13 protein-coding genes are annotated in these 12,800 nt (G+C 65.6%); 1 reads left to right on the forward strand and 12 read right to left on the reverse strand.

Going from position 1 to position 12,800, the window contains the following annotated elements; all coding sequences use genetic code 11:
- Window positions 1–33: 33 nt before the first annotated feature.
- Window positions 34–2,835, forward strand: a complete 2,802-nt coding sequence (locus tag LQ564_RS04950) for a TonB-dependent receptor plug domain-containing protein (protein WP_231056958.1) — start codon at window positions 34–36, stop codon at window positions 2,833–2,835.
- Between the two features lie 57 nt (window positions 2,836–2,892).
- Here the strand turns inward: LQ564_RS04950 and LQ564_RS04955 are convergent, their stop codons facing one another.
- From LQ564_RS04955 to fliI, 12 genes are all read right to left on the reverse strand, one after another.
- Entirely contained in the window at window positions 2,893–3,270 is a 378-nt protein-coding gene (locus LQ564_RS04955; protein WP_231056959.1) for a DUF5329 family protein, read from the reverse strand.
- Between the two features lie 69 nt (window positions 3,271–3,339).
- A complete protein-coding gene (locus LQ564_RS04960; RefSeq protein ID WP_231056960.1) occupies window positions 3,340–4,620 on the reverse strand; it encodes an HD-GYP domain-containing protein in 1,281 nt (426 codons plus the stop codon).
- 109 nt (window positions 4,621–4,729) lie between these two features.
- Window positions 4,730–5,557 carry a flagellar biosynthetic protein FliR gene (gene fliR / locus LQ564_RS04965; protein ID WP_231056961.1) on the reverse strand — a complete coding sequence of 276 codons (828 nt, stop codon included), beginning with the start codon at window positions 5,555–5,557 and terminating at the stop codon, window positions 4,730–4,732.
- A 7-nt stretch (window positions 5,558–5,564) separates the two neighbouring features.
- The gene (gene fliQ, locus LQ564_RS04970) at window positions 5,565–5,834 is read right to left on the reverse strand and encodes a flagellar biosynthesis protein FliQ (protein WP_231056962.1); all 270 of its coding nucleotides are present in this window, start codon (window positions 5,832–5,834) and stop codon (window positions 5,565–5,567) included.
- A 10-nt stretch (window positions 5,835–5,844) separates the two neighbouring features.
- The gene (gene fliP, locus LQ564_RS04975; protein WP_231056963.1) at window positions 5,845–6,594 is read right to left on the reverse strand and encodes a flagellar type III secretion system pore protein FliP; all 750 of its coding nucleotides are present in this window, start codon (window positions 6,592–6,594) and stop codon (window positions 5,845–5,847) included.
- Window positions 6,584–7,093 (reverse strand): flagellar biosynthetic protein FliO, encoded by a 510-nt coding sequence (gene fliO / locus LQ564_RS04980; RefSeq protein ID WP_231056964.1) that lies wholly within the window; start codon window positions 7,091–7,093, stop codon window positions 6,584–6,586. Before fliO ends, fliP begins: the two co-directional genes overlap by 11 nt.
- Window positions 7,094–7,302: 209 nt before the next feature.
- Window positions 7,303–7,740: a flagellar motor switch protein FliN gene (gene fliN, locus LQ564_RS04985; protein WP_231056965.1), complete on the reverse strand. Its 438-nt coding sequence runs from the start codon at window positions 7,738–7,740 to the stop codon at window positions 7,303–7,305.
- Between the two features lie 36 nt (window positions 7,741–7,776).
- Window positions 7,777–8,760, reverse strand: coding sequence for a flagellar motor switch protein FliM (fliM, locus tag LQ564_RS04990; RefSeq protein WP_231056966.1), 984 nt, complete (start codon window positions 8,758–8,760; stop codon window positions 7,777–7,779).
- A gap of 15 nt (window positions 8,761–8,775) precedes the next feature.
- Window positions 8,776–9,318, reverse strand: a complete 543-nt coding sequence (gene fliL / locus LQ564_RS04995) for a flagellar basal body-associated protein FliL (RefSeq protein ID WP_231056967.1) — start codon at window positions 9,316–9,318, stop codon at window positions 8,776–8,778.
- 127 nt (window positions 9,319–9,445) lie between these two features.
- Window positions 9,446–10,780, reverse strand: a complete 1,335-nt coding sequence (locus LQ564_RS05000) for a flagellar hook-length control protein FliK (RefSeq protein ID WP_231056968.1) — start codon at window positions 10,778–10,780, stop codon at window positions 9,446–9,448.
- A 22-nt stretch (window positions 10,781–10,802) separates the two neighbouring features.
- Complete coding sequence (gene fliJ / locus LQ564_RS05005; RefSeq protein WP_231056969.1) at window positions 10,803–11,246, reverse strand: flagellar export protein FliJ; 444 nt, start codon at window positions 11,244–11,246, stop codon at window positions 10,803–10,805.
- A gap of 46 nt (window positions 11,247–11,292) precedes the next feature.
- Window positions 11,293–12,705, reverse strand: a complete 1,413-nt coding sequence (gene fliI, locus LQ564_RS05010) for a flagellar protein export ATPase FliI (RefSeq protein WP_272492079.1) — start codon at window positions 12,703–12,705, stop codon at window positions 11,293–11,295.
- Window positions 12,706–12,800 lie beyond the last annotated feature (95 nt).

Below are 12,800 nucleotides of genomic sequence, written 5' to 3' on the forward strand. Positions count from 1 at the left end.
AAGCTAGAGAAAATTCACTATCCAGGAGTTGTTGTGAAGCATAAGAGTACTTTCAACAAGAGCGCCATCGCAGTCGCTCTGAGCATGGCCTTCCCGGCATTCGTCGGCGCGCAGGAAGCTGCACCGGTTCAGCCGCAACAGATGCAACGCGTCGAAGTGACTGGTTCGAGCATCAAGCGTACCGAAGCTGAAGCCGCTGCCGCCGTCCAGATCCTGAATCGCGACGACATCGAGAAAACCGGCGAAACGACGGCCCTGGGGATCCTGACTACCACTGCATCGATCAGCACCGACATCAGCTCGGCAACCGCAAGCTCGGGGAGCTTCGCAACCGGGTCCTCGGGCATCAGCATGCGCGGCTTGAGCAAGGTCGCTACCCTGGTCCTGGTCAACGGCCGCCGCATTGCACCATACGGTCTGTCGGACGGCGCCCAGCAGCAGTTCACCAACCTTGACGCCATCGCTGCAGACGCGATCGAGCGCATCGAGATCTTCAAGGACGGCGCATCGGCAATCTATGGTTCCGACGCAATCGCCGGCGTGGTCAACATTGTTCTGCGCAAGGAATTCACCGGTGCCCGCGTTCGCGCCAGCTACCGCGAGTCGCAGCACTTCAACGACAACCGCAACAAAAACCTGTCGGCGATCGTTGGCTGGGGTGACATCGACACCAACGGCTTCAATACCTACCTGACCGCTGAAACCTACCGTCGCGACGGTTACAGCACCGGCGACCTGCGTAACTACTACCCGGCATGGCATCGCCTGACCCCGGGCCGCTCGACCTGGGACGCGAAGAGCTCGTTTTCGCCAACCGGTAACTACTACCTGAGCTCGACCAACATCGTTGCTGCCCCTGGCTGCCCTGCCGGCGACATCGATCCGACCGACAAGCTGTGCAAATTCGACACCCTGAACTACAGCGGCCTGGTCACCAACAACAAGCGTAATGCGCTGGTCAGCAATACCAGCTTCCGTATCGGCAACAACATCGATGCCGCCCTGGAAATTACCTATGCCGACGCTACCAGCGACTACATCGTCGCGCCGTTCAGCGTCAGCAATGGCAGCGCCACCACTTCGTCCTCGATCTGGTATAACGTGCTGGGCGGCAAAATGGTCGGCCCGTTCTCGTATCCGAAGCTGCCGGTCGGCCATCCGAAGAATCCGTACACCGTGCCGGTCGAATACCGCGCCCGCATGATGGATACCGGCGATGGCTTCAACTTCAATACCACCGACACCAAGCAGTCGCGCGTGATGCTGACCCTGACCGGCAACTACGCAGGCTGGGACTGGAAATCGGCAGGCGGATGGGCCAAGTCGGAAGCGTCGAAAGCCACTCGCGCCGTCAGCGCCAAGGGTTACACCGATGCAATCGTCAGCGGCGCCTACAAGTTTGGCCAGCAGAACGATCCGACGCTGCTGAACACCATGTTCCCTGTCCGTACCACCGACGGTGAGTCGGTCGTGAAGTTCTTCGACGCGACCATTTCGAAAGAAGTATGGCAGTTGCCGGCAGGTCCGGTGAGCATCGCCTTCGGCACCGACATCCGCAACAATTCGTACATGATGAAGAGTTCGGACAACGTGCTCCGCGGCGAGCTGGTCGGCATCTTCGGCCTGCAGGTCGACGACGACGTGAACCAGTACGCGCTGTTCACCGAAGCATCCGTGCCGCTGACCAAGAAGCTGAAAATGGAAGCTGCCGCCCGCATCGACAAGACCGACAACCAGGATGCGCACGTCTCGCCGAAACTCGGCCTGATCTACAACGCAACCGACAGCCTGATGCTGCGTGCAACGGCTTCGGGCGGCTTCCGCGCACCGAACATCGTCGAATCGGGTAACGGCCTGGGCCGTTCCTCGGTCGCGACCGGCGTGCAGGATCCGCGTCGTTGCCCGATCGCCAACCAGCTCAACGCACTGGTGCAGAACGCCGCCGGCGCCACCACCACCGACAAGGCCCAGGCCAACAGCTTCCGCAACGCGGAATGCTCGGCCGGCCTGCCGAGCTTCGTGTCCTCGAACCCGGACCTGAAGCCGGAAACCTCGCGTTCGCTGACCGCCGGCCTGATCTTCGAGCCGATCAAGAACTGGAGCGTCGGCCTGGACTACTTCTTCATCGAGCGTCGTAACGAAATCGGCACCCGCTCGGTGGTCGACGTCCTGCGCGGCGAAGCCAGCCTGCCTGCAGGCCAGCTGATCCGTATCGACAACAGCGCCAACGATAATCAGTTCCTGGCACTGGTGCGCAAATATGCACCGGGCAACACCATCAACTACGGTGGCGTCGGCCAGCTGGGCATGGTGTACAACCCGTACGTGAACAGCGGCCAGACCCGCGTGCAGGGCTTCGACTTCGATGCCAAGGGCCGCTTCAATGCATGGGGCGTGCCGGTGCGCCTGACCCTGGACGGTAGCTACCTCTGGAAATTCCAGGAATACAGCGTTACCGACGGCTCCTACGGCCCGAACCAGACCGGCACCTACGACTACGGTCCACGCCTGAACCTGGTCGCTCGCGCCTACGTCAAGCAGGGTAACTTCGACCATGCGGTTGCTGCCAACTTCTCGAGCAGCTACAGCACCAACAGCATCGCGTCGCCGACCTATTGCACGACCAACAATGTCGCGGCCCAGTACCTGGACACCTGCGCCCGCGTTGGCAGCAACACCACCTGGAACTACAGCGTGGCGTTCACCGGCATCCCGCATGTCCGGGTGACCGGTTACGTCGACAACATCTTTGCCCGCGAAGCACCGATCGACTGGCGCGGTGGCTGGAGCCAGCAGTTCCGCCGCTTCGGCCTGGCTGCAAGCTACACCTACTAATCGTCTGAAGTTTTAGATGATGCAAAAAGACCAGGTTTCGGCCTGGTCTTTTTTCGTTTACTTCGCGGCGCGCAGCGTCTCGAGTTCGTGGGTCAGCCACGCCCGGCTTTCCACCGGCTCCCCGCTCCCGCACTTGACGCGGTAGTGCCGGCCCGTGAAGCTGCTCTTCGAGGCCGCGAATTCGATGAACTGCTCTGTGCGCGTGATGGTCTCCGAGCGCTTCTCGATGTAGTCCAGCTTGCGCAACAGGTGAGTGCGGGCCTCCGCGCCGCTGTGCCAGCTGCGGTTGCGCTCGAACTGGCAGTTCGACGCGGTGATCCTGCCCAGCAGGGCCTCGATCTCGGCGCGCACGGGAGGGGGAGTGGGGCCGGCGAGGACGCCGGCGCTCGGGCTGGCGAGCAGGACCGTCAGAAAGATGCGCAGAAAGATCGGCATGGCGCCAACCTTACCGTAAACGCCCTGTCGCGGGCGCAGCCATCGGATCGATGCGCCTGAGCGCCGCCCTCAGGCCGCCTGCGTGGCGTCCTGTGGCGCGAGCGGATCGAGCAGGGCCCCCAGCGGCGCCAGCAGCGCACGCTCGCCGATGGTGCAGGTGGCCAGCGCGATCTCGCGCGACAGTTCCCGCATCCGCCAGTGGATTTCGCGCGAAGCGATGGCGTGTTCGAACTGCAGCACGCCGTCGAAGGCGCCGTCGCCTTCGGGGAGCAGCCCCATGTTCAGGCCGGAACTCAGGGCCGCACGCTGGAGCAGGCCAAGGCGCGCGCCGATGCGCTCGACCAGCTCGCGCGTGGATGGGCTCAGCCCGTGACTGCCCGCCAGCGCTTGGGCGGCGGCCGCGGTGTCGACGATTGTGCGGTAGAGGCGCGCGTCGGGGTCGGGCCTGGCGCCGCGCGTCCAGCTGTCGTAGCTCTGCGCGCGCTGGGACTTGCAGGCGCGCGAAACAGCGCCGGCGATGCGCCGGTCGTGCTCGCCCGTCATCAGCTTCAGGGAGATGTCGGCCTGGTCCAGCGCGTTGTCGCTGCGGATCATGGCGCTGATCGCTTCCGCCGCCGCCAGCACCTGGCCGCAGGGGCTGATCTGGGCGCCGGCCAGGCGCCGCGGGTAGCCGGAGCCGTCCAGGCGTTCATGGTGCTCGGCGACCGCGCGCGCCACTTCCGGCGCGTAGGCTTCGTGCTCTTCGATCAGCATCTGTCCGGTGCGGGGATGCACCACGAGATGCGACCATTCGTGCGCCAGCAGCTGGCGGCCCGGCACCAGGTAGGCCGGGTCGACGTAGAGCTCGCCGATGTCGTGCAGCAGGCCGGCCAGCACGCAGGATTGCTGGAGTTCGGGCGTCAGCGCCAGGCACTTGGCCAGGCAGGCCGCGACGATCGCCACCGTGACGGCATGGTCGAGCGCCGCTTCGCCGCCGCGTTCGGCGATGGTCAGCATCATCGTCGTCGCGTTGCCGAACTGCAGGCGCGACAACATGGCAAGCGGCGAGGGTCCGGTCGCCGGCACGGCCGCCAGCAGGGCTGCCAGCGCCGGATCGCCGGCCAGCAGCCGTTCGGCCGTCCTCACCACATTGCCGGCATCGACGCCCCCGCTGACGCGCAGGGACGCCTCGATCGGCCTGGTGAGCTTGTGCATGATGAGCTTTTCCTGCAAGGCGCGCGAGACCTTGGCCCCCTTGGCCAGCAGCTTGTTGCCGCGCGCATCGTAGATGTCCTCGGTGGCCACCACCGGCATCTGTTCGGCAAGCTCAATGACCTTTTCGAGATAATGCTGGTTGACGGCGTTCGACATGATGGCGCGGTTTATCCAAAGCGCATAGCATAACATGCATTATAGAAACATATGTTTCTTGATAGCATTGTGTTGAAACGGTCGTCGGCCGTTCCTTTTCTCGCTTTGCTCAGCCCGGCGCCGGCTGGACGCGTGGGGGCGCTGGCGGCGTGGCGTTCGCTCCGGCACGCGGCACCGCGCGTCCCGCCTCGATCCCCGCATTGAACAGGTTCACGATCGGCATGCCGAGATAGGGCATGGCCAGGCTCAGGGTCAGGAAGCCGACTCCCAGCGTGATCGGGAAGCCGATGCCGAAGATGTTCAGTTGCGGCGCCGCGCGCGTGAGGATGCCGAGCGCCACGTTGGTAATCAGGAGGGCGGCCACGATCGGCAGCGACAGTTGCAGCCCGGTGGAGAAGATCTTCCCGCCCCAGCGCACCAGCTCGAGCGGCGCATTGCCGGAAAACGGCGTCTCCGAGATCGGCAGCGCGACGAAACTTTCGGCCAGCGCCGCCAGCAGCACCAGGTGGGCGTTCACGGCCAGGAAGGCCATGGTGGCGACCAGCGCCATGAACTGGCTCACCGCCGACGAGCGGCCACGTGAATTCGGGTCGAAGAACACGGCAAAGCCCAGGCCCATCGTCATGCTGGCCACCTCGCCCGCGTACTCGATGGCGGCGAACACGATGCGCATGGCAAGCCCCATCGCCACGCCGATCAGCAATTCTTTTACAAGGATCAACAGGCCCGCCCAGCCGGTCGGGTCGAGCGCCGGCACCGCCGGGACCGTGGGCGCGATGACGGAAGCGAGCAGCACGCCGAGGGCCAGCTTGATCGACATCGGCACGCCGGCGTTGCCGAACAGCGGGGCGCTGGCTACCAGGCCGAGGATGCGCGTGAGCGGCCACAGCAGCCCGGCGATCCAGGCGTTCATCTCGCCCGTGGTCAGGCTCAGCATGTCCCGCTCAGCCGATCATGCCGGGGATGTTGGTGAACACCTGGCGCATGTAGTCGAGCATGATCTCCAGCATCCAGGGCCCGGCCAGCACCAGGGTCACGAACACCGCGATCAGTTTCGGGATGAAGGAGAGGGTTGCTTCGTTGATCTGGGTCGCGGCCTGGAAGATGCTGATGACGAGGCCGATGATCAGGGCCACCAGCAGCAGCGGGGCCGACACCATCAGCGTCACTTCCATCGCCGTGCGGCCCATCGTCATGACGGATTCGGGAGTCATGGCGCCTTCCCTAGTAGAAGCTCTGGGCCAGCGAGCCCAGCAGCAGTTGCCAGCCGTCGACCAGCACGAACAGCATCAGCTTGAAGGGCAGCGAGATCACCGCCGGCGACATCATCATCATGCCCATCGCCATCAGCACCGAGGCGACCACCATGTCGATGATAAGGAAGGGGATGAAGATCGCGAAGCCGATCTGGAACGCCGTCTTCAGCTCGCTCGTCACGAAAGCCGGGATCAGGACCCGCAGCGGAATGTCTTCCGGGCCCTGCAGCGCCGGCGAGCGCGAGATCTTGACGAACAGGGCGAGGTCCGACTGGCGCGTCTGCTTGATCATGAATTCCTTCAGCGGCACCACCCCGCGGTCGAGCGCCTGGCCCATCTGGATCTGGTTCTGCTGCAACGGCAGATAAGCCTCGGTGTACATGCGGTCGAAGGTCGGCCCCATCACGAAGAAGGTCAGGAACAGCGCCAGTCCGACCATCACCTGGTTCGGCGGCGCGGTCTGGGTGCCGATGGCCTGGCGCAGCAGGGACAGGACGATGATGATGCGGGTGAACGCCGTCATCATCAGGAGCGCCGCTGGCAAAAAGGTGAGCGCCGTCAGCAGGATCAGGGTCTGGACCGGCAGCGAATAGGCGGTGCCGCCGCCCGCGGCGGGGCTGGTGGTGAAGGCCGGGATGCCGGGTTGCGCCAGGGCCAGCAGCGGCAGCAGTCCCAGGCTTGCCAGGCCCACGCCCAGCAGGAATCGTTTAGTTCGCATTGCGTTTGTCGATCGTTTTCTTGAGCCAGTCGCCGAAGCTGGCGGCCGGCGGGGCGTGTTCCGCCAGCTGGGCATGCGGCTCCGCGCCTTCGCGGCGCGGCATGGTGGCCAGGGCGTTCACGCGGCCGGGCGAGGCGCCGACGACGATCCATTGGTCGCCGACCTCGACCACCATGATGCGCTCGCGCCCGCCGATGTTCAGTGCGCCGACCAGCTTGACGTTGGCGCCGCCCATCATGTTGCGCGGACCGAAGCGCTTCATGAACCAGGCCAGGCCGAGCAGCAGGCCGAGCACCAGGACCAGGGCGAAGATGGTCTGCAGCAGGCCGCCGGTGTTGGGCGTGGCGCTGCCGGGCATGACGACTTGCGGTGCGCGCTGGGCGGGAGCGGGGGCGAGGGCGGGGTCCTGGGTGACGGCTTGCGGGCTCGGGGCGGGGCGCGCCTCGGTGGCCGGCTGGCCGGCGGTGGTGGCGCCGGGCGGCAGCGGCTGGGTGTCCATCGAGGCCGTCGGCGTGGCCGGGACCGGGGCGGTGTCTTGAGCGAAAGAGGCGTTTGCCGCCACCGCGAAAATGAATGCAGCCGCGATCCGTAGGGTGGGCGGGTTTCCCGCCCACGCGGTGATACGTGAACGAGAATCCGTCGCGATCGATCCGGCGCTGGTTGACCGCGTGGGCGGCACAGCCGCCCACCCTACGTGATTGCTTGGCGTCATTTATTCAGTTTTCTGATCCGTTCCGATGGCGTAATGATATCAGTGAGACGGATGCCGAACTTGTCGTTCACGACGACGACCTCGCCCTGGGCGATCAGGCAGCCGTTGACCAGCACGTCCATCGGCTCGCCGGCCAGGCCGTCGAGCTCGACCACCGAGCCCTGGGCCAGCTGCAGCAGGTTCTTGATCGCGATCTTGGTGCGCCCCAGCTCCACGGTCAGCTGGACCGGGATGTCGAGGATGAAGTCGATGTCGTTCGGGGTCTCGTTGCGCGCGCCCTTGTTCGAGAAGTCCTTGAACACGGCCGCGGTCGGGGCTGCCGCCGCCGTCTGCTGCTGGCGCTCGAGCGCGGCGGCTTCGGCCGCGGCCTGCTCGGCAATCGCCGCACCCCAATCGTCGTCGAGGCTGTCCTGGTCGTCCTGGTTGTCAGACATGGTGTTCTCCTGCGTTCATATTGCGTAATGTACTCGTTACTTGTTGAAGCTGTCGCTATTGGCGAGAAGCTTCTCGACCTTCAGCGCGTACTGGCCGTTGAAGACCCCGTAGCTGCAATCCATCACCGGCACCCCGTCCACCGTCGCCTGCAGGGTCTCCGGCACCGTGATCGGGATCACGTCGCCGATCTTCATGTTGAGGATCTCGTCGAAGTTGGCGCGCCCCTCGCCCAGCACCGCCACCAGCTCGACCTCGGCCACCTGGATCTGCTGGGTCATCAGGCGCACCCAGCGCTTGTCGACTTCCAGCGCCTCGCCCTGGATGCTCGAGGTCAGCGCGTCGCGGATCGGCTCGATCATCGAGTAGGGCATGCAGAAGTGGATCTGGCCCGACACCGAGCCGAGCTCGATGGTAAACGTGCACGACACCACGACCTCGTTCGGGGTCGCGATGTTGGCGAATTGCGTGTTCATCTCGGAACGGATGTACTCGAATTCGATCGGATACACCGGTTCCCAGGATTTCGCATAGGCCTCGAACACGATGTCGAGGATGCGCATGATGATGCGTTGTTCGGTCTGGGTGAAGTCGCGGCCTTCCACGCGGGTGTGGAAGCGGCCGTCGCCGCCGAACAGGTTGTCCACCAGCAGGAACACCAGGCCCGGGTCGAACACCATCAGGGCGGTGCCGCGCAGCGGCTTCATGTGGATCAGGTTGAGGTTGGTCGGCACCACCAGGTTGCGGATGAATTCGCTGTACTTCGAGACCCGCACCGAGCCGACCGAGACTTCGGCGCTGCGGCGCAGGAAGTTGAACAGGCCCACCCGCAGATACCTGGCGAAACGCTCGTTGATGATCTCGAGCGTCGGCATGCGGCCGCGCACGATCCGCTCCTGCGTCGCCAGGTTATAGGTGCGTACCCCCGAGGTGTCTTCAGGAGCGGCAATGTCGTCCTGGTCGCCGTTGACCCCTTTTAAGAGGGCATCGACTTCTTCCTGGGAGAGGAAATTATCGGCCATGTTGCTTCGGTGTTGTTACTGAATGATGAACGAGGTAAAGAGTACGTCGCTTACGCCCTGTTCGTCGCCACCTTTCTCGAAGGGATCGGTGATGACCGCCTGGATCTCGGCGGCGAGCTGCTGCTTGCCCTCGAGGGTCGCGATCTCCGACGCCTTCTTGCTCGACAGCAGGAGCAGCACGCGGTTGCGCACGATCGCCATATTGTCCTTGATTACGGTGGCCTGCTCGGCGCCTTCGACCTGCAGGGTGAACTGCACCTGCAGGTACTGCTCGCCGTTTTCCGGCTGCAGGTTGACGGTGAAGGCCTCGACCGGCACGTATTCCGGCTTGGCCGCCGGGTCCTTTTTCTTTTTCTTCTTGGTTTCCTTCGGCGCTTCCTCGTGCTCGGCCGCGGCGTCGCCGCTGCCATGCATGAAGAACCAGGCCGCGCCGCCGCCACCGCCGAGCAGCAGCACGGCCGCGGCGATGATGATCATCAGCTTTTTCTTGCCGCCGGCGGGGGCCGCTGCGGCTGCGTCGGCTGCCGGAGCGGCGGCTTTGGGTTTTGCGGTTGCCATCAAAAATACCTTTTACTGCCCTTTAACAGGGAAACATTGTGTCTGACATTATGCATGATCGTAGCGGAGCCAAGCCGACGATGTTGCACTTGTAGGGCGGCCGGCCGTGCCGGCCGCAAGCATGGCCTTAGGCGAAGATATCGACCGCGCCGCGATCGCCCGTCGCCACGGTACGGCTTACCGTGCGTACATTGTCATTCGCGGCGACAGTGCCATTGTCCACGCCATTGCCGCCACGGCTGCTGCCCTGCGGACGGCGCTCGCCATCCTGCTGCGCCTGGCGCCCATCGGCCACGCCCGCGTCCACCGTCGCATTGCCCAGCGCAATCCCGCTTTCGTTCATCATGTCACGCAGGCGCGGGAGGGCGTTTTCCAGGGCCTGGCGCACTTCCATCTGGTTCGAGGAGAAGGCCACGCTGGCCTGGTCGTTGCTCACGTTCAGCACGATCTGCACCGGGCCGAGGTCGGGCGGATTCAGGGTCAGGGTGGCGGCCTGTTCCTTGCCGATCATGTAAACCACCCGGTTGCCGATCTGGTTGTCCCAGGCCTGGGTGCCGACCCGCGCCGGGATGCGGTCGCCCGGCACGGCGGCCGGATTCAGGGCGTCCAGCTTGGCGGCCTGGGCCTGCAGCTGGACGGCGGACGGGGCCGGCGCCGCTTCGACGGGCGCTTCGGCCTGCAGCGCGGTGTCGCGCACCTGGGCCTGCAGCTTGCCGGCATCGGCCGGGACGGCATTCTGCGCCCCCTGCTGGGCGGCGCGCAAGTCCGCGGTCTCGCCCGCGGTCGGCTGCACGCCGGCCGCCAGCGAGAAGCCGGCGCCGGCTTCGCCCTCGCTGGCGCTCGCGAGGGCAGGGTCGGCGCTCGTTGCGGCGGCATCCGCACCGTCGAGCTTGGCGAAGGCGGATTGCAGGGCGGCCAGCTGCAGCTCGGCGCCGTCGCCGGCAGCGGCGGCAGGCGTCTCGGCGGCGACAGCCGCGGTGGCGGCGGGCGCGGCGGCTTGCGCCGGCTGGGTCAGGCTGGCCATGAAGGCCAGCATGTCGGTCACCGGATCGCTGGCGGCGGCCGCTGCGGCGCTGGCGGACTCTGCAGCTTCCTCGGCGCCTTCGGCGGACTCGGCCGAACCGTTGGCGCCGGCGGCCTGCGCGGTCGCCGGCGCGTCCGACGCGGCCTCGTTCTGCTTGGCCGGCTCGCGCGCGGCGGCTTTCGGGCCCTGGGCGGCCGGCTTGTCCGCCGCCTTGGCCTGCGTGTTCTGGCTGGTCGGGCGGTTCGCCGCAGGCGCCGGGGCCGGCGCGGCATTGGCCGCCGGGGCGGCCTGGCGCTGGGCGATCTCACGCGACAGCGTGGCGCCGAAGCCATTGCTCTCGGACGCTTGCACACCGGCGGCGGCATTGCGCTGCGGCTGCTGGGTCAGGGCATTGGCGCCGGAGACCTGGAACGGAAGGGTGGTCGTCTGCATCGTCATGGTTGTTCTGCCTCGGTCGTGCTCATTGTTGCTTGTAGCGGGCGCCACGCGCGGCGTGGTCGTCCATCGCTTTCTGGTCGCGCTTGTTCTCGATCGCGAGGGCTTCCGCCGCCGCGCGTTCGTTCAGGGTGCGGTAGGACAGGCGCTTGCGCTCGCTTTCCTGCCACGCTTTCTTTTCGGTATCCGCCTTGTACTTCGCGTGCTTGATCACTTCGCGCTGGCCGGTGATCGCGTTGTCCAGCTTGCCGATGAAGGCGACAAAGTTCTGGTAGGCGAAGGGCGTGATGCCGTTCGTCTGCGCCGCATCGAGCTTGCGCACATATTCCTCGCGGTAGCCGTCCAGCATCACCAGCTTCTGCTCGGCTTCCTCGACATTCTTGAGGGCCACGCCCAGGCGCTTGGCGATCGCGTCGGAATCGCGCTGCGCCAGGTCGATCAGGGTCTCTAAAGCGGAAGTAATGGCCATGCAGTCCTACAGTAAATAGCGACAGTATAGTTCTGCCCGGCATTTTTTAACCGTGGAATAGAGAGGTCAATTGCCCCAAGCTCTCCAGCATCCCCGCGTTGTCGTGGATCTCCTGGCACAGGAAATTCTCGATCTGTTCGTTCTTGGCGATCGCCTGGTCCAGCACCGGGTCGCTGCCGGCGGCATAGGCGCCGACGCTGATCAGGTCGCGCGAACGCTGGTAGCGCGAATACAACTGTTTCAGTTTACGGGCCGCCAACTGGTGCTCGTGGGTCGTGATGCCGTGCATCGCGCGCGAGATCGACTGCTCGATGTCGATCGCCGGATAGTGACCGGCCTCGGCGAGGTGGCGGTTCAGCACGATGTGGCCGTCCAGAATACCGCGCGCGGCATCGGCGATCGGGTCTTGTTGATCGTCGCCCTCGGACAGCACGGTATAGAAGGCGGTGATCGAGCCGCCGCCCTCGACGCCGTTGCCGGCGCGCTCCACCAGCACCGGCAGCTTGGCGAACACCGACGGCGGATAGCCCTTGGTCGCCGGCGGCTCGCCGATGGCGAGGGCGATCTCGCGCTGCGCCATCGCGTAGCGGGTCAGCGAATCCATGATCAACAGGACATTCTTGCCCTGCTCGCGGAAGTGCTCGGCGATCGCGGTGGCATAGGCCGCGCCCTGCAGGCGCATCAGGGGTGGGGAGTCGGCCGGCGCGGCGACCACGGCCGAGCGGGCGCGGCCTTCCGGCCCCAGGATCTGCTCGATGAATTCTTTGACTTCTCGTCCCCGTTCGCCGATCAGGCCGACCACGATCACGTCGGCCGTGGTGTAGCGCGCGATCATGCCCAGCAGCACCGATTTACCGACGCCGGTACCGGCGAACAGGCCCAGGCGCTGGCCGCGGCCGACGGTCAGCATGGCGTTGATGGCGCGCACGCCCACGTCCAGGGTTTCCGAGATCGGCGCGCGGTCGAGCGGGTTGATCGGGCGCGCGTTCAGCGGGCCGACCTCGTCGGTATTCAGCGGCCCCTTGCCGTCCAGCGGGCGGCCGGCGCCGTCGACCACGCGGCCCAGCAGCTGCATGCCGACCGGCAGGTGGCGCGCGCGGTCGCTCGGACGGCGGCGCGGGTGCTGCACGCTGCCCGGCTTCGGCAGGGCCGATTCGACCGGGAACACGCGCGAGCCCGGCACCACCCCCTCGACGTCGCTCTGCGGCATCAGGAACAGACGCTCGCCCTCGAAGCCGACCACTTCGGCTTCGATGCGTTGTCCATTCGCCACCGGAATCGTGCAGGCGCTGCCGACCGCAAGCTTGAGGCCGACGCATTCCATCACCAGGCCGGCCACGCGCGTGACGCGGCCCGAGACCTGCATCGGCTCGGCGAAGCCGACCAAGGCGTCGCAATCCTTGATGAAGGATTTCCAGCGGGCGGTGTGGCGGTCGGGGGCGTGATCGGCAACGGTCATGGAATGGGCAGGAAGTTGGGACAGCGTCGCTATTGTGCCGCATGGAAACAACAAACCAAGGCCGGAACAGGGCTGGATTTACGGTCCTGATCAAG

Source organism: Massilia phyllostachyos (assembly GCF_021044825.1).
Lineage (GTDB): Bacteria > Pseudomonadota > Gammaproteobacteria > Burkholderiales > Burkholderiaceae_D > Telluria > Telluria phyllostachyos.

Excerpts from the sequence above, each read along its gene's own strand:
- LQ564_RS04955 (WP_231056959.1), bottom strand. The coding sequence starts at position 3,270 with ATGCCGATCTTTCTGCGCATCTTTCTGACGGTCCTGCTCGCCAGCCCG.
- LQ564_RS04960 (WP_231056960.1), bottom strand. The coding sequence starts at position 4,620 with ATGTCGAACGCCGTCAACCAGCATTATCTCGAAAAGGTCATTGAGCTT.
- fliR (WP_231056961.1), bottom strand. The coding sequence starts at position 5,557 with ATGCTGAGCCTGACCACGGGCGAGATGAACGCCTGGATCGCCGGGCTG.
- fliQ (WP_231056962.1), bottom strand. The coding sequence starts at position 5,834 with ATGACTCCCGAATCCGTCATGACGATGGGCCGCACGGCGATGGAAGTG.
- fliP (WP_231056963.1), bottom strand. The coding sequence starts at position 6,594 with ATGCGAACTAAACGATTCCTGCTGGGCGTGGGCCTGGCAAGCCTGGGA.
- fliO (WP_231056964.1), bottom strand. The coding sequence starts at position 7,093 with ATGGACACCCAGCCGCTGCCGCCCGGCGCCACCACCGCCGGCCAGCCG.
- fliN (WP_231056965.1), bottom strand. The coding sequence starts at position 7,740 with ATGTCTGACAACCAGGACGACCAGGACAGCCTCGACGACGATTGGGGT.
- fliM (WP_231056966.1), bottom strand. The coding sequence starts at position 8,760 with ATGGCCGATAATTTCCTCTCCCAGGAAGAAGTCGATGCCCTCTTAAAA.
- fliL (WP_231056967.1), bottom strand. The coding sequence starts at position 9,318 with ATGGCAACCGCAAAACCCAAAGCCGCCGCTCCGGCAGCCGACGCAGCC.
- LQ564_RS05000 (WP_231056968.1), bottom strand. The coding sequence starts at position 10,780 with ATGACGATGCAGACGACCACCCTTCCGTTCCAGGTCTCCGGCGCCAAT.
- fliJ (WP_231056969.1), bottom strand. The coding sequence starts at position 11,246 with ATGGCCATTACTTCCGCTTTAGAGACCCTGATCGACCTGGCGCAGCGC.
- fliI (WP_272492079.1), bottom strand. The coding sequence starts at position 12,705 with ATGACCGTTGCCGATCACGCCCCCGACCGCCACACCGCCCGCTGGAAA.